Here is a 21,554-nt window from a genome sequence, read left to right as displayed (position 1 = left end):
CAAGGACTCGTTGCCTTGCTGACCTGCGGCGATAGAGCAGAGGCTCCTGACGGCTCGCCGTATTAGTCCCCGGTGTTCCCCGTCGCTCCCCGTTGGATCTGGCACGTGTCTGGCACGGACCCCTCGTCCGCAACTGCTGGTGGGACGGTCACTATCGGGCTACTCGTCTGTCCGTCGGCTACCCACTCGCGAGCGAAGGGCACATGAGGGCACTTAAGCCCCGAACCTGCGGAAGGGCATGGGAAGATGGGTAGTTACCCGTATTCATCCGCACTGCACCCGGGCGCCGGCGACTTACGGTGCAACTAGGCCGTCAGGGCTCGGAACGCGCAGCAAAGCGAAGGGACACCTGCCCGTGCCGTCTTCAGAGCCGACGAGCAACGCACGGACTACTGGACCTGTATCGACCAGTGTCGTGCGAGCTGCTATCGCTGTGTGCCGCGATGCCTTGCATTGGCGTGACGATCTGCGCGGCATCTTCTTGGCAGCGGGCGTCCCTCGCCAACTCTATGAACGGTACGACCAGCTGGGGATGAGCAAGGCAAAGATCGCTCGGGCCATCTTTGACGAGTTGCAAGAGCAGGGTTCGGCTGGACACGCGGCCCAGCGCAAGATCATTGAAGAGCTTTGCCACATGCGGAAGCCTCACGCGGATGCTCCGGACCAGAAGGCAGGCGCGGAAGCACTGGCCGAGCTGAAGCGAGCGGCCCAGGACCAAAAGATCCTTGTCGACCCGGAGCTCGCAGCCGCAGCTGCCCGCCGAGCTGCCAACAAGAGACGTCTCCGGGGGCTTCAGGAGCGTCAGCAGATCCTAGGAGAGCTGCGGCCTAAGTTCTTGGAGCTCGTGCGGCAAGACGCAGGCGAGGCGGCCCAACGGCGCGGATACGAACTTGAGAAGCTACTGGCACAGCTGTTCCGAGCCTACGACCTCGACTACCGTCCGTCCTACCGCACCGCCCACGAGCAGATCGACGGTTCGTTTCACTTTCGAGGCTTCACGTACGTCGTCGAGGCGCGTTGGAGGACGGCACAGCCGGACTTGGGTGACCTGCTCGGCTTCAAGGGAAAGGTTGACGGCAAGCTCGACAGTACCCGTGGCGCCTTCGTCTCGATGGCCGGGTACGACACTGAGATTCTTGACTACTTTGTGCGCAACTCCCGGGGCAGTCGAAACAACATCATCATGTTCACGGGGCGGGACATATCCCAACTATTTGAGGGACGCATCGGCCTGGTGGACGCGCTCACCAAGAAGGTCGACGCAGCCGAGCAGGAAGGCCGAGCGCTGTGCGAACTCTGATGGGAAGACGGTAGCTCTGGAGGCAGAACGGCAACGGTGCACCTCTGTGGCATACATCGACACTCGCTCTATGAGTTCGATCCATCCGGGGGCATTGGGGTCCATCCGCCTGCCGTGAGGCCATGGGCGACCGTCGACATCTACGGCTGTGCGTAGTCGTTGATGTCAGCGTTGGATGTCAGTGCATTAGCTCTGGCCCTGAGCAGAGCCGCTGAGTCGGGTGTGAACGGATGCGTCCTGGGAAGTGGTGTACCGGTTCCCAGGACGCAACCACGCAGTCAGTTGTAGTCGGGGTCTCGGGCCCATCGACTTGCACTAAAGCAGGCTGCCAGCCAAGTGGCCTCATCGTCATCGAGAATTACATCTCCCACCGTCGGAACGTTGGCGAAGGCCCGCATCCATTCCGGCAGCTCGTCAAGCTGGTATCTGGCAGTGAGCCCCCCACAGAAGCGCAGCATGTCTGGTGTGATGCGTTGGGGGTCCCAGTCCAGGTCACTGTGAAGCAAGGTGGCGAAGTCCTCACCTCTTCGCTGCCAGAAGATCAGATCTTCGCCGTGGACATTGATGAAGTGCAAGACGAGATCAGCCGTCCCGAACTCCACGCCGGCCATTTCACCTAGCTCTGTGAGCAGGGCTCGGTTGCCGCGATAGCGGCCCACGTAATGACGCACCCGGGAGACGAAATCGGGCAGAGAGGCATCGTTTAGCAGTGCCTCGGAGGGTACCCGGATGGTCTTCAGCGCCACGCGCTCTCGACGCGCCCGCAGCAACTGAACCGTCGCGTTTGCCCAGTACAACTCTTCGTCGTCTGGGTCGTACACCACACAAATAACCGGAACATTTCCATTGGCCCACGTCTCGGAGTGCTGCGCGACAGGCACGCCGTAGCCGTATGAGCGACGCCAAGACTTGCCGCCCTTCACCTGTACCTTGACTACGTCACCGGTGGTTTGTCCGCCATCGGTGAAGGTGACGTACAGGTCCTCACCAAAGTCGTTCTGTCCATCGACCTCCTGAACGATGTGATCATGCCGCTCCAGTAGTGCTCGGAGACAGTTAACTGCCGCTCGCCCGGTCCGTCGGCTGCGCGGTACGCCCGCCATGTGCCCTCCCCTGCAGCCCTTCGGCTAGAAGGCGAACTGTAAGAGACGGCAGTGACAACGCTTGAGCTTCTGGTCCGTAGCTCTACAGGGATCGGTCAGAAATGGTCATACAGGTCACGCTTTGACTCCATGGCGGACGCTGCGGGGTGGGGCGGGTTGCTGCGGTTGCTGTATCCGGCTGTTACGGCTTCGCTGCTGCATGATGCGGCTCGTCTGGCACTCTCGGTCGCCATCGGTCGACCTCGGGCGCTCTTGCGCGGCCCAGAGCTGATCACCGCAGGCACCCGTCCGACGGCTGCCACCTTCGATGCGGGCGGCCTAGACCTCGGCCAACGACAGTCAGCCACGACGGCGGGTGCGCCGACCGACCAGGCACGCGTATGCCTCGCTGCACCGCCACAGACCTCAGCCACGCTGCTTCTCTGTCGTGCCGGACGGACGAGCCCGACGACGACACCCCTGTCGGCCGGCCTTGTCGTGTCTCCAATGCCGCACGGCTCAACACAGCCACAACTGATCACCGGCGGCCGTGACCTGCGGTCGCCTAATCGATCACCGCTCTGACCTGCTGCTGAGCTGTCGGCACCTGTCGACGTTGGTCACCATTGAGCACCCTTCCTCGGCCCGAGGACGGCCCGGGAGGGCGCTCGTGCGTGAGGGTCTGACGTCCCTTCTTGCCCCGCTCACAGTGTGTTGCCGTCCTGGGTAGTCAATCACTCGTTGACAAGCTTGGGATCTTGGACGGAGACCTTCGAGGCCCTCACCTGTGACGTTGCGAGCCGTGGGGTCTTATAGGTCCGGATAACATTTTCCTGTTCTGCGGCCCCTTCCTTTACAAGTGTCACTATTGCTTAGTCGGTAGCAGCATTCCGGAAGGTAAAGGGGTGGACCTACTAATGCGAACCTCCCGATACGGGAAAATGATGACCCTCGCGCGCGTTCTCAATTTGAGGATGTTCGTCCAACTTGGGCTACTCATTGCCTGTTCGCAATTCGTCAGTCCAGAGCAGATGACGGCTGTGTCGGGGATGCTCCTGTTGATCCAACAAGTCCACGTCCACGGAGGGGGTGCGTCTAGTTCTCGCCCTCAGGATCCTGCGCGACTTCCTCCGGAAGGTCTGCATCAAACGCAATCCAGCGGAACGCCAGATTCAGGTTCGTGATGTGGTTCTCGTGCCTGTCCTGGGCGTCTACGACATACCCGAAACGCGCCTGGCGGCGGCGATTCATATGATTCTGTTCGGCTTCTCCCTTGCCTCCGGCGAGGCGGATAAAGCGCTGTTCTGCGGATTGCCTGCTTCGCATGGTCATGGCATCGGCTATCTCGCGAAACGTGATCCCTCGACGTCGAGCCTCTCGGAGCAGTCGCTCCTCTGAAGCCTCCAGTAGTACCTGCATTTCAGCCACCAGGGTCAGGGCGTCTAACACGTCCTGATCTGTTCTGCGCGTCCCGCGGGACGGGTGCGACATGATGGAGATGAATGCGGCGACGTCGATCATAAAATGCCGCGCTTCTTGGAATTTCTTTTCATGCCGTTTGGATAGCCGAATGCAGGCGCGTACTGCTTGGTGAGGTAGCCAGGTATACCGATCCATTCTGTTCTGATCGCGAGGAGCCATACGGCAACTCTAGATCCGTCGGGTGAGACGGGAGTCTCGTTCAGTGAAGGTCGGTGGAGCGGCTTTGGGCTGGAGCTGCTTTGGCGCGAGTGATCATGGCCCCGCAAGCTTCCGGCGCGTCGGGCAGTCTGTGGACCTGCCCGCTAAAGCACGACGTTGGGGCCATGATCTTCGAGGCTCGCGCCAAAGTGGCTGCCTAAAGCCGTGGAGCCGACCACCCCAGCCACGACGTGCCTCTTCTGGCATCAGGTGGCTGGCTGCTTTGAGCGCGGCCCGGGTGTCGGCCGGGCTGAGCGGGGCGGAGACAGGTGCGCAGGCCCGGCCGGGGGCCGGGCCGCGCGCGGGGAGCGGAGCGAGCCGCCTCGAACCCGTAAAGAAGGTTGTTACTCAGCTCGGTTGGCCATACGCCACAAGGGTGCCTCGTACTGCTCCGGATGGTTCCTGATCAGCAGTTCACGCAGGCTCTCGCGCTGGGTACCGCTGTAGTTGAGGGCTTCGGTGATGCGGCGGAACGTCGTGTGGGTCACTCCGCGGCCAGTGGCTTCCGCCTCGAACACTTCGAGTTGGGCCAGGACGGTATCCGGGTTCAGGTCCGCCGGCGGCTGGTCCTTGAGCCATGTGGCCTTGTTGCGTTCGTAGTCGATTTCCGAGTAGCCGCAGACCTCGCGGCTGTGGGCCTCGACCTCGTCGAGTGTCTCGGTCGTCATGATGGCGCGGGCGAGCTGGTTGCGGCTGACGGCGTCGTCCAGGTCCACTTCGTGGACTGTCGGGCTCTCGTCCGTGAGGTGGACGGGCAGGCCGGCGTCTCGGATCTCGCAGGTTCCGCGGACGCCTCGTGCGGTGGCTGCGAGCATCCCGGTTGCCTCGGAGGGGTGCCAGTCTAGGACCGTGCCGAGTCTGTCCACATCCGCTGCGGTGAAGGTGTGGATGAGGGGGCCGAGCAGGTCGCGGAAGTCGTCCGGGGGAAGCTCGCCGTCCAGACCGGGGCCGGCGACCAGGAGGCGGACGGGGGCGTTGACCTGGCAGCACGCCGCGAGGGTGAGCGCGTCGGCCAGAGGGCTTTTCAGCGTGGGCTCGTCGCCCCGGGCCAGGATGTCGCCGCCCACGTCCAGGAGATCGATCGACGTGGGGGACAAGTGGCTGATGAGTTCCTCGAGTTGGCGGGTGACGCCTTCCACGCCGTGGTGCGGGTCGAGCAGAGCGAAGGTGTGCGGGAGCTCTGCCGCGAGTCTGGGGAGGGTCGAGCCTGCTGGAGCGACAGGGCGAGCCTCTGCCGGTACCTGCCGTACAGCGGGAGTCATCGGGAGAAGGCCGGCGAAGTTGTCGGCTCCCCGCGGTCCCGGTACCGGATCGATCAGCAGGCGGTCCCACGCGTACGTGAGGATCACCGCCCGGTCCTCTTCGCCGTAGAGACCCGCGTCAAGCATCGCGGCGGCGACCGTGTCGCCTCCGCCTCCCGCTGCGACGATCAACCGCGTCATGCTTTCAGCCTACGGGTTCCGGGGTTGACCACTCACCCTATAGTGGCCAGAGGCTATAGCCACTTGTCGACTCAGGAGGGGACATGCCGCAGATCGAGGAGACCCAGCCGAAGTATCTCCAGATCGCTCATTACATCCGTGACCAGATCTTGCGTGGTGATCTGCGGCCGGGTGACGAGGTTCCTTCGGAGCGGCAGTTGGCGGCCGACTGGTCCGTTTCCCGGCCGACGGCCGCCCGGTCCTTGGAGGCGCTGAGTCATCAGGGCCTGGTCGAGAAGCGTCAGGGTTCGGGTACCTACGTGCGGAGCCTCGAAGTGAACCGGCGTGCGCGGGAGTTGTACGGGCGGGCACGGCAGACCGGCAAGATCTACACCGCCGGTGAGTACGCGGTGATCACGTCGGCCGGCTGGCTGGATGCGCCGGACCATGTGGCCGAAGCGCTGGGGTTGGTCAAGGACCGCCGGGCCGTCCACCGGCGTCGCGTCACGAACAACCAGGACGGGCCGATCAACCTGTCCACCTCGTGGTTCGCGCCGGATGTCGGCCAGCGGGCGCCCAAGCTCCTGGATGCCGAGCGCATCCAGGAGGGGACTCTGATGTACGTCGAGAACATGACCGGTCGACAGGGGAGTTACGCCGAGGACCGCATGTGTGCGCGGCAGGCCACGGACGAGGAAGCGGAGGAACTCCGCCTCGCCCCGGCGTCGGCGGTGCTGATCGTCCACCAGGTCGTCTACGACCTCCAGGACCGGCCGCTCGAGTTCGCCGAAGCCACCTATCCGCCGCACCGCTGGGCCTTCGAGCAGGGTTACCCGCTGACCTGAAGTGAGCGGTGGTTCTGCTGAACCGCTTGCACGCTCAGAGTGGCTAATGCCACTATCCACGAAGTGGCTAAGGCCACTTGAGGAGGGCATGGCGTGACGAGTCAGCGGTCGGACGAGGGGACGCTCAGCAACTGCCGGGGATGCCGGGGGCGCGGATGGAAGCGCGTCGGCTCCCGTACGGCTCTGGCGCTCTCGACGGCCAACGACCGCACCCGTGCCACATCGAAGCGGCGCTGCCTCGACTGTGACGGCAGCGGCAAGGAGTGAGCGCGATGACCTACACGATCGACCGCTATCCCTGCGAGGACTCGCCGCGATTGGGAGCAATGAGCTTGCACCCGACTGCGGAATCCGTACCGCGGGCCCGGCGCTGGTTCCGGAAGTTCATCGCCCCCTACAACCCGGCCTGTTCGGTCGACGACTGCACGCTGATGATTTCGGAACTGGTCACCAACGCGATCCTCTACGGGCGGTCGGACGAGGGATGGGTCGTACGCGTGGAGTGGTTCCGGGAGGGAACCTCACTCCGTGTGGAGGTGCACAACCCCGGATTCCCGGCGAGCGTGCGTCTTCGTCGGCCGGACGCCAATGACGCGCACGGGCGCGGGCTGCTCCTCGTCGACTCCATCGCCGAGTCGTGGCACTCCGGGCCCAGTCGCTTCGGTGGAACGGTGGTCTCCTTCCGGGTGGCCGATGCCTGGCCTTCCTGAGGGAGGGATGCCCTGCTTCTACTGCCACAGTAGGAATGTCGCTGGTCTGGTTGACCGGTTGACTTGGCCAATCTTGACAGGCGGCGGCGTTCATGGCGTATGAAGTGGAGGCACCCAAGTACGTGCGCCTCGCGCAGACGATCCAACGTCGCATCGAGGACGGGACGTACGCGCCCGGCACGCGGGTCCCCAGCGAGAACCAGCTGGTGCAGTCCTTCGGGATGTCCCGCCCCACGGTCGTGCGGGCCTTGGAGCTGCTGAAGCGGGACGGCTGGCTGGAGTCTCGGCAGGGGTACGGAACGATCGTGCGCGGGCGTCCCGCGGTCGTCGAAGAGAAGGATCGGCGCGGGCTCGAAGCTCTGGCGCGCGATGAGTCGCGGACCCCTGGGCGCCTGGTCGACGTCGGTCAAGTGGCCGTGCCGGCGCGCGTGGCCTCGGCTCTGGGGCTGCCCAAGACGGCCAAGGTGCTCAGGCGCCGGTTCGTGGTGGAAGAGGACGGCGAACCGGTCGAGCTGACCTCGTCGTATTTCCCTGCCGACCTTGTCGACGGAACCGACCTGGCTGACGAGGGCACGCTGACGTCCGGCGTGCGCGAGCACCTGGAGACGCGCAAGAAGGTCCGCTTCGACCACGTGACGGAGCGGGTGTCCGCGCGTTTGGCCGATGCCGCTGAAGCCGAGTTGCTTGGGGGGCTGCCGGATGATGTCCCTGTCCTGAGCGTCCTCGTCATCGCCTGCGACGCCTCCGGGCGGGCGCTGCAAGTCTCTGACGTGCTTCTTCCCGCCGACCGGCAGGAACTGGAAGACACCTACCGCCTGAACTGAGCCGCCTGACGGCACCTCAAATCACTTCGCCGCCGGGCTTCCGGACGGCTTCCGCTTCCACGACCTTCGGCACACCGGACACACGCTCTCGACTCGTTCGGGTGCCACCCTCAAGGACACGACGGTCCGCGCCGGCCAGTCGTCCGAGAAAGCCGCGCTGATCTATCAGCACTCCGACGAGGAGCGGCAGCGCGACTTGGCGGCCGGCCTCGACGACCTGGTCCGCGCCGAACGTGCGAAGCACCACAAGGGCAAGGATCACGACCCTGCGCACCCCGAGAAGCCCACGAGCAGCTAGTCGCGCCTTTATGGTGCGGATGTGGTGCGCACCCCGCCCAACGGTCTAGACAACAAAGAACCCCCGGGTCATCGACCTGGGGGTTTCTGCTGGAGCGGGTGACGAGAATCGAACTCGCGCTCTCAGCTTGGGAAGCTGATGTTCTACCATTAAACTACACCCGCGTAAGTACGGACGGGCCCGTGTGGAGCCGGTGTCCGGACGTTCGCTCACTTTACATCATCGCGGAGCCCTGGTGGCGGCAGGTCAGGGGTTTGAGTCGGGCGCAGCGTGGGATACGGCTACGGGCGGGCGGAGTTGGCGCGTACCGTGGAGCGCCGGCCGCGGGGTGCGGTGAGGCCGGAGTGCCGCCTGGAGAGTCGTCTCTTTGATCCCGTAATGTGGCTTTTGTCGTTCGGGCAGCAACGCCGGACGCGGCTCTTGGGGAAGGGACTTGAGGGACTTGATGGAACGCACCGTTGTCCGTTGCGCGGACGGGCACGTCTTCAGCACCGCGTCGTTCCCGATGCAGCAGGCCGGGCGGCTCGGCCCCGGCCGGCTCGTGCGGTGTCCGCGCTGTGCCCGGCTCCGCAGCGCGGTCCCGGTCGTGCCGGAACTCCCGGTCGTGCCGGAGCGGCAGGCGGTGGTGACGGGGCACGCCTCGTAGCCGGGGCGTCACCGCGGGCGCGCGGAGCCGTCGGGATTGTCGTGGCTCCGCGTGGCTTGCGTATCCTCGCTACGTGCTTCTCTCAGACAAGGACATCCGGGCCGAGATCGACGCCGGGCGGGTACGGATCGATCCCTACGACGAATCCATGGTGCAGCCGTCGAGCATCGACGTACGGCTGGACCGGTACTTCCGGGTGTTCGAGAACCACCGGTACCCGCACATCGACCCCTCCGTCGAGCAGGCGGACCTGACGCGGCTGGTGGAGCCGGAGGGCGACGAGCCGTTCATCCTGCATCCCGGGGAGTTCGTGCTGGCGTCGACGTACGAGGTCATCTCGCTCCCCGACGACCTGGCCTCGCGGCTGGAGGGGAAGAGCTCGCTCGGGCGGCTCGGGCTCGTCACGCACTCCACCGCCGGGTTCATCGACCCCGGCTTCAGCGGGCACGTCACCCTGGAGCTGTCCAACCTGGCCACGCTCCCCATCAAGCTGTGGCCGGGGATGAAGATCGGGCAGCTGTGCATGTTCCGGCTGACCTCGCCGGCCGAGTCGCCGTACGGCAGCGAGCGGTACGGGTCCCGGTACCAGGGACAGCGCGGGCCGACAGCCTCGCGCTCCTTCCTGAACTTCCATCGGACCCAGGTGTGAGGGCGGCGACGACATGAGCGACGCACCCGTGCGGGAGAACCTGACCTACGAGCGGTTCGGGTCCGCCATCCGTGAGCTGGCGCAGACCATCGCCGACGACGGGTACGAGCCCGACGTCGTGCTGAGCATCGCGCGCGGCGGCGTCTTCGTCGCCGGCGGGCTCGCCTACGCCCTGGACTGCAAGAACATCCATCTCGTGAACGTCGAGTTCTACACCGGTGTGGGGACCACCCTGGAGATGCCGGTCATGCTCGCGCCCGTGCCGAACGTGATCGACTTCTCCGACAAGAAGGTGCTGATCACCGACGACGTCGCCGACACCGGCAAGACGCTGAAGCTCGTACGCGACTTCTGTCTCGACACCGTCGCCGAGGTGCGCTCCGCGGTGGTCTACGAGAAGTCCCACTCCCTCGTGAAGTGCGAGTACGTGTGGAAGCGCACCGATGACTGGATCAACTTCCCGTGGAGCGTCGAGCCGCCCGTGGTGAAGCGGGCCGGGCAGGTTCTCGACGCCTGACCCCTCCGACGGTGCGGACCCTCCCGCCGATGGTGCGGCCAGTCCGTCCACGATGCCGACAGTTCCGCCGATGGTGCGGCCAGGCCCGTCAACGCCGCCGGCAGTCCCGCTGACGCCGCCGACAGTCCCGTCAAAGCAGCCGACAGTCCCGCCGGAGACGCCGACAGTCCCGCCCCCCCCACGCACAAGAGCCCCCGGCTGTCCTGCCGGGGGCTCCTCCGTGTTGACCGTCAGAACGTGCCCAGCTTCACGATCGACAGCAGGGCGACCAGTTGGAGCGACGACGCGGCCAGCGCCTTCGGCCAGGGCAGGTCGTGGGAGCGGGAGACCATGAGGGTCAGCAGGGCGCCCGCGCCGATCCAGGTGGCCCAGCCGAGGATCTGGACGAAGCCGGCGTCGCCGCCGAAGAACATGGCGAAGACCAGGCGGGGTGTGTCCGTGAGGGCCGTGATGAGCATGGACAGGCCCACCGTGGGCTGCCAGGCGCCGTCACCGCCGAGCTGGCGGGCCAGGGTGTGGGTGACCACGCCGAGGACGAACAGGCCCAGCGCCATCACGACCGCTGTCACCAGCACGATCGGCACCGCGTTGGACAGCGTGGCGCTGATCGCGTCCGCGCGGGCGCCGTCGAAGCCGAAGACGGCGAGCAGGCCGTAGAGGAAGGTCACGACGAGGGCGGGGACCCACATCGTGTAGTCCCGCATCCGCAGGAAGGTGTCGTTCGGGGAGAGGACGATCCCCCGCAGCAGTTCCTTCCAGTGCAGGGGCGGGCCGAGCGGTGCGGCGGGTGCGGCGGGCGAGCCGGCGTGGTAGGTCGCGCCCTGGGTGTAGCCGGCGGCCTCGTCGACCGAGAACGCCTGGGTGTGGCCCGGGTTGTTGGCCGCATAGGGGTCGTGCGTGCCGGGGCCCTGGCCCGGGTGGCCGTCGTCGCCGAAGTACTCCGGCCCGTCGCCGGCCGGTCCCGGATAGCCGTACTGCTGTCCGGCCGGTGGGTACGGTTGCCCCGCCCGGGGGTACGGCGGTTGCGGCGCCGACGGGTAGCCGTACGAGGGGCCGCCGCCCTGCCGTCCGCGCGGCGGCTGGCCGTGCGGGGGCCGGTCGTACGGCGACTGGCCGTGCGGCGGCTGACCGTGCGGCGGCCCCCCGGCCTGAGCGGGGCCGCGGCCGCGTCCGTACGACGGTCCCTGCGGCGCCTGTTGTCCCTGGGGGGTGCGGTTGTTTCGGCCCCCGCGTCCGATCCTGAATCCAGCCACGTCATCGAACGTACCTGGTCCCGGCGGCCGACGTGCCGGGCCCGGCGGTCCGGGCCCGGCTTTGCGGCCGACCTGTGACATCCCCTAAGGGACCGTCAGCAGGACAACCAGGGGTTCTTCGGGGTTTCCCCGGTACGTGCCCGGTCCCCGCCCCCCGTGGGGGCCGGTCAGTCCGCGAAGACGGCGCTGAACTGCGGGGTGCCGGTGGTGGAGACGCCGACGGTGGACGCGCCGAGGGCACGCGAGCCGGTCGTGGTGATCTTCGTGCCGTCGGACGGCAGGTAGGTGACCGCGCCGTCGCCGCCGTTCTCGTACGAGCCGATCATCAGGTCGGCCCTGCCGTCGCCGGTGACGTCGTCGAGCTTGACGTCGGCGCCGAACAGGTCGGACTTCTCGTCGCCGCCGGGGACGCCCGCGGAGTTCTGGGAGAAGGCCTGGGCGCGGGAGGCGGTGTTCACGCCGGAGGCGGAGCCGTACAGGACGGTGACGCTGCCGGTGTCGGGGACGCCGTCGATGTCCTCCTGCGGGCTGCTGACGACGAGGTCCTGGTAGCCGTCGCCGTTGATGTCGCCGAGGTCCAGCTCCCAGCCGAAGGCGTCGCCCTTCTCCGAGGAGCCGGGCACGCTGCCGGTGTTCTGGGTGATGCCGGTGGTGGCGGCCGGGCCGGACGCGGAGCCGTAGGTGACGTTGACCTTGCCGCCGGTGGCGGAGTCCGGGATGGCCGTGCCGTCGTCGGTCCTGGTGTCCCAGTCGGCGCCGCTGACGATGTCGCCGAAGCCGTCGCCGTTGATGTCGCCGATGGCGGTGATGATGCCGGCCTTGAGGGCCTTGGCCGAGGCGCCGCTCAGGCCGCCGCTGGTACCGGGCAGCCAGTAGTTGGTGTTCCAGCCGTACTGCGTCTTGGTCTCGTAGCCGTCGACGACGAGGTCGGTGCGGCCGTCGCCGTTGATGTCGCCGGCGGTCAGGTTCAGCGGGCCGTAGGGGTAGTCGTCGCTGCCCGTCCGGATCGGCGGCTTGACGGTGGTCCGGCTGCCGTAGCCGCCGGCGGTGGTGAAGCCGCCCTTGTACAGGTACAGGGTGCTGGCGGAGCTGCCGACGACCAGGTCGGCCCTGCCGTCGCCGTCGAAGTCGCCGGCGGCCAGGTTCTGGCCCCAGTGGTCGTGGGAGGAGGCGGCCGGGTCGGGCACGTCGATGCCCTTGCCGGTCAGGCCGCTGCTGGAGCCCCACAGGATGGCCACACCGCCGCCGTTGGTGTCGGTGCCCACCTTCTCGTCCGGGGTGCCGACGGCGAGGTCGTCGTAGCCGTCGCCGTTGAGGTCGGCGTAGGCCAGCTCGGCGCCGAAGAAGTCGCCGGCCTCGGCGGTGCCGGGGACACCGGAGGTGTTCTGGCTGATGGTGGTGCGCTTTGCGGAGGAGACACCGGTGGCGGTGCCGTACAGGACGACGACCTGTCCGGCGTTCTTGTGGCCGCTGACGTAGGCGCCGGCGGCCGCGGTGGCGATGTCGCCGATGCCGTCGCCGTTGAAGTCGGCCTTCGCGACCTTGGCGGAGTCGGCGGCGGTGGCGGGGGAGACGGCGAACGTGAGCAGGCCGCCCGTCAGCGCGGCGGCGACGGCCGTCGCGAGGACCGGTCGCGGATGGTGCGTGTGCATGCGTTCTCCTGCGGCATGCGGGGGATGCCTGGCGGGGCATCCGCAGCTGATGGGGTGCGTCCGTCCGTGTTCATCACGGGTTGTTCCGCGGTTCACGGGCGGTCGGCGATCAGGAGACCCGCCGTGGTGCGCAAGGGTTGTAGGTGTGTTCGGTAACGGTATGGGGCCGCTGTGACAGGTGGGGCGCGGGAGGTGGCGACGGGCGCGCCTTCACCGCCGTCCTCCGGTGCGGGCCGGGGGCATGGTCCAGGATGGGTCCATGAGCGTAGTGAAGATCAACGTGCTGAGCGTGCCCGCCGAGCAGCGGGAGACGCTGGAGAAGCGGTTCGCCTCGCGGGCCCACGCCGTGGAGAACTCCGACGGCTTCGAGTGGTTCGAGCTGCTGCGGCCCGTCGAGGGCACCGACCAGTACCTCGTGTACACGCGCTGGCGTGACGAGGAGTCCTTCCAGGCGTGGATGGAGGGTCCGATGAAGTCCGCGCACCAGGGCGGCGGCGAGGGCGGCGGCGAGCGGCCGAAGCCGGCCGCCTCCGGTTCGACCCTGTGGTCGTTCGAGGTGGTGCAGCAGGCGGGCGCCGGGAACGCCTGACCGTACCCGCCCCCGGCCGCGCGGGTTCCTGACCCGCTCGGCCGGCCGGGTGCGGTACGACGGCCGGGTGCGGTACGACGGCCCGTCCGGTCCCCTCCCGGACACGAGCGCCACCCCACACGCGACGACACCCCCTGCCTGTGCGGGTCAGGGGGTGTCGTCGGGTTCCGGTCGGTCAGGAGGCCGTTACTTCACCGGCTCCGGCTCCGGCTCGTTCGCCGAGTCGGCCGTGCCCGCCGGGGGCTCGTCGTCCGCGACCGGGGTCCGGACGGATTCCAGCAGCAGCTGGGCGACGTCCACGACCTGGATGGACTCCTTGGCCTTGCCCTCGTTCTTCTTGCCGTTCACCGAGTCCGTGAGCATGACCAGGCAGAACGGGCAGGCGGTGGAGACGATGTCCGGGTTGAGGGAGAGGGCCTCGTCGACGCGCTCGTTGTTGATGCGCTTGCCGATGCGCTCTTCCATCCACATCCGGGCGCCGCCGGCGCCGCAGCAGAAGCCCCGCTCCTTGTGGCGGTGCATCTCCTCGTTGCGCAGCCCCGGGACCTTGCCGATGATCTCGCGCGGGGGCGTGTAGATCTTGTTGTGGCGGCCCAGGTAGCACGGGTCGTGGTAGGTGATGAGGCCCTCGACCGGGGTGACCGGGATCAGCTTGCCCTCGTCCACCAGGTGCTGGAGCAGCTGGGTGTGGTGGATGACCTCGTAGTCGCCGCCGAGCTGCGGGTACTCGTTGCCGAGCGTGTTGAGGCAGTGCGGGCAGGTGGCGACGATCTTCTTCGCCGACCTCGGCTTCCTGGACTCCGCCGTGACCTTGCCGTCGTCGTCCAGCTCCTCGCCGAACGCCGTGTTCAGGGCCATGACGTTCTCCATGCCCAGCTCCTGGAACAGGGGCTCGTTGCCGAGGCGGCGGGCGGAGTCACCGGTGCACTTCTCGTCGCCGCCCATGATCGCGAACTTGACGCCCGCGATGTGGAGGAGTTCGGCGAAGGCCTTGGTCGTCTTCTTGGCGCGGTCCTCGAGGGCGCCGGCGCAGCCGACCCAGTACAGGTACTCGATCTCGGTGAGGTCCTCGATGTCCTTGCCGACGACCGGGACCTCGAAGTCGACCTCCTTGGTCCACTCCAGGCGCTGCTTCTTGGCCAGGCCCCAGGGGTTGCCCTTCTTCTCCAGGTTCTTGAGCATCGTGCCCGCCTCGGACGGGAACGCGGACTCGATCATCACCTGGTAGCGGCGCATGTCGACGATGTGGTCGACGTGCTCGATGTCGACCGGGCACTGCTCGACACAGGCGCCGCAGGTGGTGCAGGACCACAGGACGTCCGGGTCGATGACGCCGTTCTCCTCGGCGGTGCCGATCAGCGGGCGCCCGGCCTCGGCGAGGGCGGCGGCGGGGACGCCGGCCAGCTGCTCCTCGCTCGCCTTCTCCTCGCCCTCCACGGTCTTGCCGCCGCCGGCCAGCAGGTACGGGGCCTTGGCGTGGGCGTGGTCCCGCAGGGACATGATGAGGAGCTTGGGGGAGAGCGGCTTGCCGGTGTTCCAGGCGGGGCACTGCGACTGGCAGCGGCCGCACTCGGTGCAGGTGGAGAAGTCGAGCAGGCCCTTCCAGGAGAACTGCTCGACCTGGGAGACGCCGAAGACGTCGTCCTCGCCGGGGTCCTCGAAGTTGATCGGCTTGCCGCCGGAGGTCATCGGCGCCAGGGCGCCCAGGGCGGTGGAGCCGTCGGCGTTGCGCTTGAACCAGATGTTCGGGAACGCCAGGAAGCGGTGCCAGGCCACGCCCATGTTGGTGTTGAGCGAGACCGTGATCATCCAGATCATGGTCGTGCCCAGCTTGATCATGGCGGCGAGGTACGTGAGGTTCTGGAGCGTGCTGAGGCTCAGGCCCTTGAAGGCGAGGACCAGCGGGTACGAGGCGAAGTAGGCGGCCTCGTAGTGGTCCACGTGGTGCAGGGCGCCCTCGAGGCCGCGCAGGGTGTAGATCGCCAGGCCGATGATGAGGATGACGTACTCGACGAAGTACGCCTGGCCCATCTTCGAGCCCGCGAACCGGGACTTGCGGCCGGGGCGCGACGGCAGGCTCAGCAGGCGGATGACGATCAGCGTCGCGATGCCGAGGGTGGTCATCGCGCCGATGAACTCGATGTACAGCTCGTACGGCAGGAAGCCGCCGAGGACCGGGAGGGTCCAGTCGGCCTGGAAGAGCTGTCCGTAGGCGTTGATGATGGTCGGCGGCAGCGTCAGGAAGCCGATGGCCACGAACCAGTGGGCGACGCCCACGATGCCCCACCGGTTCATCCGGGTGTGCCCGAGGAACTCCCGGACCAGGGTCACGCTGCGCTGGTAGGGGTTGTCGGTCCGGGATCCGGCGGGGACGGGCTGGCCCAGCCTGAAGTGCCGGACGAACTGGCCGATGGCACGGGCGAGCAGCGCGACGCCGACCACGGTCAGGACCAGCGACACGATGATCGCGGCGAGTTGCATGGGGGCTCCTGAGGCGGCCTCGAATTAACCGAGCAACATTACTAAGCGGTAACTTATGCAGTTCGTCTGAGACTACCCCCATCATCCGCCGGGATGCAGCACGGTGCGGGGTGATCTGGGTCGCTGAGGTGGCCCGCCTCCGCGTTCCCCAGGCAATCCGATCGTGTTATTCATCCCGAATTGCTACATTCGCCCCTACCTTAGAGCCGTGCTCTACGGGATCGCCGCCGCAACAGCAGCTCTGCTCCTCGCCGCCGTGCTGGCGGCGCTGCTCCGGGTGCCCGCACTGCGGCTGGGCGTCCTCGACCGGCGCCGGCAGCGTCCCCTGCCGGTGCTGGGCGGGCTCGCCGTCGTGGTCGTCACCTGTCTGGTCGCCTGGGTGGGTGAATGGACCCGGGTCGCCCCGCTCGGCGAGGGGGTGGGGAAGCTGCTGGCGGCAGCCGCCGCGGTCGCCCTGCTCGGTCTGGTGGCCGACGTGTGGCGGCTCCGCGCGCGCGTGCTCGTCGCCGGTACGGCCGTGGCGGCGGCCTGTGTGGTGCCCTACGACGAGACGGGCGTGCCGGGCGGTGCGCTCGCCGTGGGCTGCATCGTGCTCGCCTCCCTGGCCTTCAAGGGCCTCGACCACGCGGACGGCCTGGCGGGGACGGTCGGAGTGATCACCGCGTTCGGCGCGGGAGCCTGTGCCGCCGCGGAGGTGATGGACGGGCTCGCCGTGCTGCTGAGCGTGTTCGCCGCCGCCCTCACCGGCTTCCTGATGCACAACTGGCATCCCGCGCGGGTCGGCATGGGGGCGTGCGGATCGCTGTTCACGGGGTTCCTGCTGGCGTCGTCCGTGGTCTTCACGCGCGCGGGGTACCCGCTCGGGCCCAGCGCGGCGGTGGCGTTCTGCCTCGGCGCGGTCGCCGCCGCCGACGCCGTTCTCGTGGTCCTGGCCCGGCTCCTGGCCCGGCACCCGCTGCTGCGCCGGCGCCCGGACCACCTCGCGCACCGGCTGCGGCGGATCGGGCTGACCCCGCCGGGGTCCGTCGTACTGCTGGGTGCCGGTGCCTTCTCGGCCGTGCTCGTCGGGGTACTCGTCCACACGGGGTGGACGGGCGCCGGGGCCGCGCTGTGGGTCGCGGGGACGGCGCTGTTCACGGTGCTGGTGCTGCTGCGCGTCCCTGTCCCGCCGCCCCGGCGCGGGCCGCGCGTTCCCGGGCAGCCACCCCGGCGCGAGGCGTCGACGCAGGTCACAGGCCGCTTGCGCGTAAGGAACGGATAAGACTTGAGTCTCATTGGCTCAGGTCTGTTGACCCATCGCCTCTCCTCATGCACACTTGAGTCTGTTCCACTCAAGTCAGCTGGAGGAATCAACCATGGCACGTGCGGTCGGCATCGACCTGGGCACGACTAACTCCGTCGTCAGCGTTCTGGAGGGCGGCGAGCCCACCGTCATCACCAACGCCGAGGGCGCCAGGACCACGCCGTCCGTCGTCGCCTTCGCCAAGAACGGTGAGGTGCTCGTCGGCGAGGTCGCCAAGCGCCAGGCGGTCACGAACGTGGACCGGACCATCCGCTCGGTGAAGCGCCACATGGGCACCGACTGGAAGATCCAGCTCGACGGCAAGGACTTCAACCCGCAGCAGATCTCCGCGTTCATCCTTCAGAAGCTGAAGCGCGACGCCGAGTCCTACCTGGGCGAGAAGGTCACGGACGCGGTCATCACCGTCCCGGCCTACTTCAACGACTCCGAGCGCCAGGCGACGAAGGAGGCCGGTGAGATCGCCGGTCTGAACGTCCTGCGCATCGTCAACGAGCCCACCGCGGCGGCGCTGGCCTACGGCCTCGACAAGGACGACCAGACGATCCTCGTCTTCGACCTCGGTGGCGGCACCTTCGACGTGTCCCTCCTGGAGATCGGCGACGGCGTCGTCGAGGTGAAGGCCACCAACGGTGACAACCACCTCGGCGGTGACGACTGGGACCAGCGCGTCGTCGACTACCTGGTCAAGCAGTTCCAGTCCGGCCACGGCGTGGACCTGTCCAAGGACAAGATGGCCCTCCAGCGTCTGCGTGAGGCGGCGGAGAAGGCCAAGATCGAGCTCTCCTCCTCCACCGAGACCTCGATCAACCTGCCGTACATCACCGCGTCGGCCGAGGGCCCGCTGCACCTGGACGAGAAGCTCACCCGCGCCCAGTTCCAGCAGCTGACGGCCGACCTGCTGGAGCGCTGCAAGACGCCGTTCCACAACGTCATCAAGGACGCCGGCATCCAGCTCGGCGAGATCGACCACGTCGTCCTGGTCGGCGGTTCCACCCGTATGCCCGCCGTCGCCGAGCTCGTCAAGGAGCTGACCGGCGGCAAGGAGGCCAACAAGGGCGTGAACCCGGACGAGGTCGTCGCCATCGGCGCCTCGCTCCAGGCCGGTGTCCTCAAGGGTGAGGTCAAGGACGTCCTGCTGCTCGACGTCACCCCGCTGTCCCTCGGTATCGAGACCAAGGGCGGCATCATGACCAAGCTGATCGAGCGCAACACCACGATCCCGACCAAGCGCTCGGAGATCTTCACGACGGCCGAGGACAACCAGCCGTCGGTGCAGATCCAGGTCTACCAGGGCGAGCGCGAGATCGCGGCCTACAACAAGAAGCTCGGCATGTTCGAGCTGACCGGTCTGCCGCCGGCGCCGCGTGGCGTCCCGCAGATCGAGGTCTCCTTCGACATCGACGCCAACGGCATCATGCACGTCACGGCGAAGGACCTCGGCACCGGCAAGGAACAGAAGATGACCGTCACCGGCGGCTCCTCGCTGCCGAAGGACGAGGTCGACCGCATGCGCGAGGAGGCCGAGCGCTACGCGGAGGAGGACCACAAGCGCCGCGAGGCCGCCGAGACCCGCAACCAGGGCGAGCAGCTCGTCTACCAGACCGAGAAGTTCCTCAAGGACAACGAGGACAAGGTCCCCGGTGAGATCAGGACCGAGGTCGAGGCCGCGATCGGCGAGCTGAAGGAAGCCCTCAAGGGCGAGGACACCGGCGAGATCCGCTCCGCCACGGAGAAGGTCGCCGCCGTCTCGCAGAAGCTCGGCCAGGCGCTGTACGCCGACGCCCAGGGCGCCCAGGCCGCCGGTGGCGCCTCCGCCGGTGCCGGTGAGGCCAAGGCCGACGACGACGTCGTCGACGCCGAGATCGTGGACGACGAGCGCAAGGACGGTGCCGCGTGACGGAGGAGACCCCGGGTTTCGAGGAGAAGCCCGACGTCCCCTCCGGCGCCACCCCCGACGACGCCGAACCGAAGGCCGCTCCCGATGAGGGGGCGGCCCCGGCCGGGGACGTAAGTGCAGACCCGGGCCTGGTGGCCCAGCTGGACCAGGTGCGCACGGCGCTCGGCGAGCGCACGGCCGACCTCCAGCGCCTCCAGGCCGAGTACCAGAACTACCGCCGCCGCGTCGACCGGGACCGGGCCGCGGTCAAGGAGATCGCCATCGCGAACCTCCTGACCGAGCTCCTGCCCGTGCTGGACGACATCGGCCGCGCGCGGGAACACGGCGAACTGGTCGGCGGCTTCAAGTCGGTGGCCGAGTCGCTGGAGACCGTCGCGGCCAAGATGGGCCTCCAGCAGTTCGGCAAGGAGGGCGAGCCCTTCGACCCGACGATCCACGAGGCCCTGATGCACTCCTACGCGCCGGACGTCACCGAGACGACCTGCGTGGCGATCCTCCAGCCGGGGTACCGCATCGGCGAGCGCACCATCCGCCCCGCGCGGGTGGCCGTCGCCGAGCCGCAGCCCGGCGCGCAGGCCGTCAAGGCGGAGGACGCCGAGGAGGCCCCGGCGGCCGACGACAAGGAGAGCGGTGGCCCGGACGAGGGCTGACGTGAGGACCCGGGGGAAGGAGGGACGTCGAGGATGAGCACCAAGGACTTCATCGAGAAGGACTACTACAAGGTCCTCGGCGTCCCCAGGGACGCCACCGAGGCCGAGATCAAGAAGGCGTACCGCAAGCTCGCCCGCGAGTTCCACCCGGACGCCAACAAGGGCAACGCCAAGGCGGAGGAGCGCTTCAAGGAGATCTCCGAGGCGAACGACATCCTCGGCGACCCCAAGAAGCGCAAGGAGTACGACGAGGCACGCGCCCTGTTCGGCAACGGCGGCTTCCGCCCCGGGCCGGGCGCGGCCGGCGGCTCCTTCAACTTCGACCTGGGCGACCTCTTCGGCGGCGGAGGGGGCACCACCCAGGCCGGCGGCTTCGGCGGCGGCATAGGTGACGTCTTCGGCGGCCTGTTCAACCGCGGCGGCACCACGGGCACCCGTACCCAGCCCCGGCGCGGCCAGGACGTCGAGTCCGAGGTCACGCTGAGCTTCACGGAGGCCATCGAGGGCGCCACGGTGCCCCTGAGGATGTCCTCCCAGGCGCCCTGCAAGGCCTGTTCGGGCACCGGCGACAAGAACGGCACACCGCGCGTGTGCCCGACCTGTGTCGGCACCGGGCAGGTCGCCCGGGGTTCGGGCGGCGGCTTCTCGCTCACCGACCCCTGCCCCGACTGCAAGGGCCGCGGCCTGATCGCCGAGCACCCCTGCATGGAGTGCAAGGGCAGCGGGCGCGCGAAGTCCTCCCGGACGATGCAGGTCCGCATCCCGGCGGGCGTCACCGACGGGCAGCGCATCCGGCTGCGCGGCAAGGGCGCGCCCGGCGAGCGCGGCGGACCGGCGGGCGACCTCTACGTGGCCGTGCACGTCGGCGAGCACCCGGTGTTCGGGCGCAAGGGCGACAACCTCACCGTCACCGTGCCGGTGACGTTCGCCGAGGCGGCCCTCGGCGGCGAGGTGCGGGTGCCGACCCTCGGCGGTCCCGCCGTCACCCTGAAACTGCCCCCGGGCACCCCGAACGGCCGTACGATGCGGGCGCGGGGCAAGGGCGCGGTCCGCAAGGACGGCACGCGCGGCGACCTGTTGGTCACCGTCGAGGTGAGTGTCCCGAAGGACCTGTCGGGGAAGGCTCGTGACGCACTGGAGGCGTATCGCGAGGCGACCGCGGGCGAGGACCCGCGGGCGGAGCTGTTCGAGGCCGCGAAGGGAGCTTGAGAGTGATGGACGGCCGTCGGCGCAACCCCTATGAACTGACCGAGGAGACCCCGGTCTACGTCATCTCGGTGGCGGCCCAGCTCTCCGGACTCCACCCGCAGACGCTGCGCCAGTACGACCGCCTGGGCCTCGTCTCCCCGGACCGCACCGCGGGCCGGGGCCGGCGCTACTCGGCCCGTGACATCGAACTGCTCCGCCAGGTGCAGCAGTTGTCGCAGGACGAGGGTGTCAACCTGGCCGGCATCAAGCGCATCATCGAACTGGAGAACCAGGTCGCCGCGCTCCAGTCCCGCGTGGCGGAACTGGAGTCGGCGCTGGACGGCGCGGCGACGGCGATGCGGCAGCGCGAGGCCGCCGTGCACGCCTCCTACCGGCGCGACCTGGTGCCGTACCAGGAGGTCCAGCAGACCAGCGCGCTGGTGGTGTGGCGGCCCAAGCGGCAGCAGCAGGACTGAGCGGTACCGAGCAGCACCCAGCAGCAGCGAGCGGGTCGGAAGGGGCCGGCGGGAGCGATCCCGCCGGCCCCTTCCGTGTGCCCGGGGGCGGTG

Annotated in this window: 20 protein-coding genes, 1 tRNA gene and 1 pseudogene; 15 read left to right on the top strand and 7 right to left on the bottom strand. The window is 68.1% G+C overall.

Features of this window, described 5'->3' with window-relative positions; translation table 11 throughout:
- Positions 1 to 532: 532 nt before the first annotated feature.
- On the top strand, positions 533 to 1,300 hold the full coding sequence (locus ABZ117_RS17460) for a hypothetical protein (protein ID WP_356821612.1): 768 nt from the start codon (positions 533 to 535) through the stop codon (positions 1,298 to 1,300).
- Between the two features lie 278 nt (positions 1,301 to 1,578).
- On the opposite strand, the gene ABZ117_RS17455 is transcribed toward ABZ117_RS17460, so the two are convergent.
- The 3 genes from ABZ117_RS17455 to ABZ117_RS17445 all read right to left on the bottom strand — a co-directional run bounded on the left by ABZ117_RS17455 (position 1,579) and on the right by ABZ117_RS17445 (position 5,504).
- Positions 1,579 to 2,403 carry a DUF4365 domain-containing protein gene (locus tag ABZ117_RS17455; RefSeq protein WP_356821610.1) on the bottom strand — a complete coding sequence of 275 codons (825 nt, stop codon included), beginning with the start codon at positions 2,401 to 2,403 and terminating at the stop codon, positions 1,579 to 1,581.
- 1,074 nt (positions 2,404 to 3,477) lie between these two features.
- On the bottom strand, positions 3,478 to 3,903 hold the full coding sequence (locus tag ABZ117_RS17450) for a hypothetical protein (protein ID WP_356821608.1): 426 nt from the start codon (positions 3,901 to 3,903) through the stop codon (positions 3,478 to 3,480).
- A 503-nt stretch (positions 3,904 to 4,406) separates the two neighbouring features.
- Entirely contained in the window at positions 4,407 to 5,504 is a 1,098-nt protein-coding gene (locus ABZ117_RS17445; RefSeq protein ID WP_356821605.1) for a DUF1152 domain-containing protein, read from the bottom strand.
- An 83-nt stretch (positions 5,505 to 5,587) separates the two neighbouring features.
- On the opposite strand from ABZ117_RS17445, the gene ABZ117_RS17440 reads away from it, so the two are divergent.
- The 5 genes and pseudogenes from ABZ117_RS17440 to ABZ117_RS17420 form a co-directional block, all read left to right on the top strand.
- On the top strand, positions 5,588 to 6,328 hold the full coding sequence (locus tag ABZ117_RS17440) for a GntR family transcriptional regulator (protein WP_356821603.1): 741 nt from the start codon (positions 5,588 to 5,590) through the stop codon (positions 6,326 to 6,328).
- 93 nt (positions 6,329 to 6,421) lie between these two features.
- The gene (locus tag ABZ117_RS17435) at positions 6,422 to 6,595 is read left to right on the top strand and encodes a hypothetical protein (RefSeq protein ID WP_356821601.1); all 174 of its coding nucleotides are present in this window, start codon (positions 6,422 to 6,424) and stop codon (positions 6,593 to 6,595) included.
- 5 nt (positions 6,596 to 6,600) lie between these two features.
- Complete coding sequence (locus ABZ117_RS17430) at positions 6,601 to 7,038, top strand: ATP-binding protein (RefSeq protein ID WP_356821600.1); 438 nt, start codon at positions 6,601 to 6,603, stop codon at positions 7,036 to 7,038.
- Positions 7,039 to 7,130: 92 nt separating this feature from the next.
- Entirely contained in the window at positions 7,131 to 7,862 is a 732-nt protein-coding gene (locus ABZ117_RS17425) for a GntR family transcriptional regulator (protein ID WP_356821598.1), read from the top strand.
- A 34-nt stretch (positions 7,863 to 7,896) separates the two neighbouring features.
- A pseudogene (locus tag ABZ117_RS17420) lies at positions 7,897 to 8,160 on the top strand (integrase); the annotation flags it as partial.
- Between the two features lie 90 nt (positions 8,161 to 8,250).
- Here the strand turns inward: ABZ117_RS17420 and ABZ117_RS17415 are convergent.
- Positions 8,251 to 8,324: transfer RNA gene (locus ABZ117_RS17415), tRNA-Gly, on the bottom strand.
- A gap of 281 nt (positions 8,325 to 8,605) precedes the next feature.
- Here ABZ117_RS17415 and ABZ117_RS17410 point away from each other — a divergent pair.
- The 3 genes from ABZ117_RS17410 to ABZ117_RS17400 all read left to right on the top strand — a co-directional run bounded on the left by ABZ117_RS17410 (position 8,606) and on the right by ABZ117_RS17400 (position 9,972).
- Entirely contained in the window at positions 8,606 to 8,806 is a 201-nt protein-coding gene (locus ABZ117_RS17410; RefSeq protein ID WP_356821596.1) for a hypothetical protein, read from the top strand.
- A gap of 73 nt (positions 8,807 to 8,879) precedes the next feature.
- Complete coding sequence (gene dcd, locus ABZ117_RS17405; protein WP_121787742.1) at positions 8,880 to 9,455, top strand: dCTP deaminase; 576 nt, start codon at positions 8,880 to 8,882, stop codon at positions 9,453 to 9,455.
- Positions 9,456 to 9,468: 13 nt separating this feature from the next.
- Positions 9,469 to 9,972 (top strand): phosphoribosyltransferase, encoded by a 504-nt coding sequence (locus tag ABZ117_RS17400; protein ID WP_356821594.1) that lies wholly within the window; start codon positions 9,469 to 9,471, stop codon positions 9,970 to 9,972.
- A 230-nt stretch (positions 9,973 to 10,202) separates the two neighbouring features.
- Here the strand turns inward: ABZ117_RS17400 and ABZ117_RS17395 are convergent, their stop codons facing one another.
- A complete protein-coding gene (locus ABZ117_RS17395; protein WP_356821592.1) occupies positions 10,203 to 11,306 on the bottom strand; it encodes a YIP1 family protein in 1,104 nt (367 codons plus the stop codon).
- 86 nt (positions 11,307 to 11,392) lie between these two features.
- Positions 11,393 to 12,877 (bottom strand): FG-GAP and VCBS repeat-containing protein, encoded by a 1,485-nt coding sequence (locus tag ABZ117_RS17390; protein ID WP_356821590.1) that lies wholly within the window; start codon positions 12,875 to 12,877, stop codon positions 11,393 to 11,395.
- A gap of 259 nt (positions 12,878 to 13,136) precedes the next feature.
- Here ABZ117_RS17390 and ABZ117_RS17385 point away from each other — a divergent pair, with 259 nt between their 5' ends.
- Complete coding sequence (locus ABZ117_RS17385; protein ID WP_356821588.1) at positions 13,137 to 13,466, top strand: antibiotic biosynthesis monooxygenase; 330 nt, start codon at positions 13,137 to 13,139, stop codon at positions 13,464 to 13,466.
- A gap of 186 nt (positions 13,467 to 13,652) precedes the next feature.
- On the opposite strand, the gene ABZ117_RS17380 is transcribed toward ABZ117_RS17385, so the two are convergent.
- Positions 13,653 to 15,947 (bottom strand): (Fe-S)-binding protein, encoded by a 2,295-nt coding sequence (locus ABZ117_RS17380; RefSeq protein WP_356821587.1) that lies wholly within the window; start codon positions 15,945 to 15,947, stop codon positions 13,653 to 13,655.
- A 208-nt stretch (positions 15,948 to 16,155) separates the two neighbouring features.
- On the opposite strand from ABZ117_RS17380, the gene ABZ117_RS17375 reads away from it, so the two are divergent.
- The 5 genes from ABZ117_RS17375 (at position 16,156) to ABZ117_RS17355 (ending at position 21,461) form a co-directional block, all read left to right on the top strand.
- Entirely contained in the window at positions 16,156 to 17,208 is a 1,053-nt protein-coding gene (locus tag ABZ117_RS17375) for an MraY family glycosyltransferase (protein ID WP_356821585.1), read from the top strand.
- Positions 17,209 to 17,302: 94 nt separating this feature from the next.
- Positions 17,303 to 19,147, top strand: coding sequence for a molecular chaperone DnaK (dnaK, locus tag ABZ117_RS17370; protein WP_356821583.1), 1,845 nt, complete (start codon positions 17,303 to 17,305; stop codon positions 19,145 to 19,147).
- A complete protein-coding gene (grpE, locus tag ABZ117_RS17365) occupies positions 19,144 to 19,797 on the top strand; it encodes a nucleotide exchange factor GrpE (RefSeq protein WP_356821581.1) in 654 nt (217 codons plus the stop codon). Before dnaK ends, grpE begins: the two co-directional genes overlap by 4 nt.
- A gap of 33 nt (positions 19,798 to 19,830) precedes the next feature.
- Complete coding sequence (gene dnaJ, locus ABZ117_RS17360) at positions 19,831 to 21,006, top strand: molecular chaperone DnaJ (RefSeq protein WP_356821579.1); 1,176 nt, start codon at positions 19,831 to 19,833, stop codon at positions 21,004 to 21,006.
- A 5-nt stretch (positions 21,007 to 21,011) separates the two neighbouring features.
- Positions 21,012 to 21,461, top strand: coding sequence for a helix-turn-helix domain-containing protein (locus ABZ117_RS17355; RefSeq protein ID WP_121791104.1), 450 nt, complete (start codon positions 21,012 to 21,014; stop codon positions 21,459 to 21,461).
- The last annotated feature ends 93 nt before the right edge of the window (positions 21,462 to 21,554 follow it).

The sequence above is a fragment of the Streptomyces sp. NPDC006309 genome, from assembly GCF_040613095.1.
Taxonomy (GTDB): Bacteria; Actinomycetota; Actinomycetes; order Streptomycetales; family Streptomycetaceae; genus Streptomyces.
The sequence above is the reverse complement of the archived record's forward strand: the minus strand, read 5'-3'. Positions and strand labels throughout refer to the sequence as shown.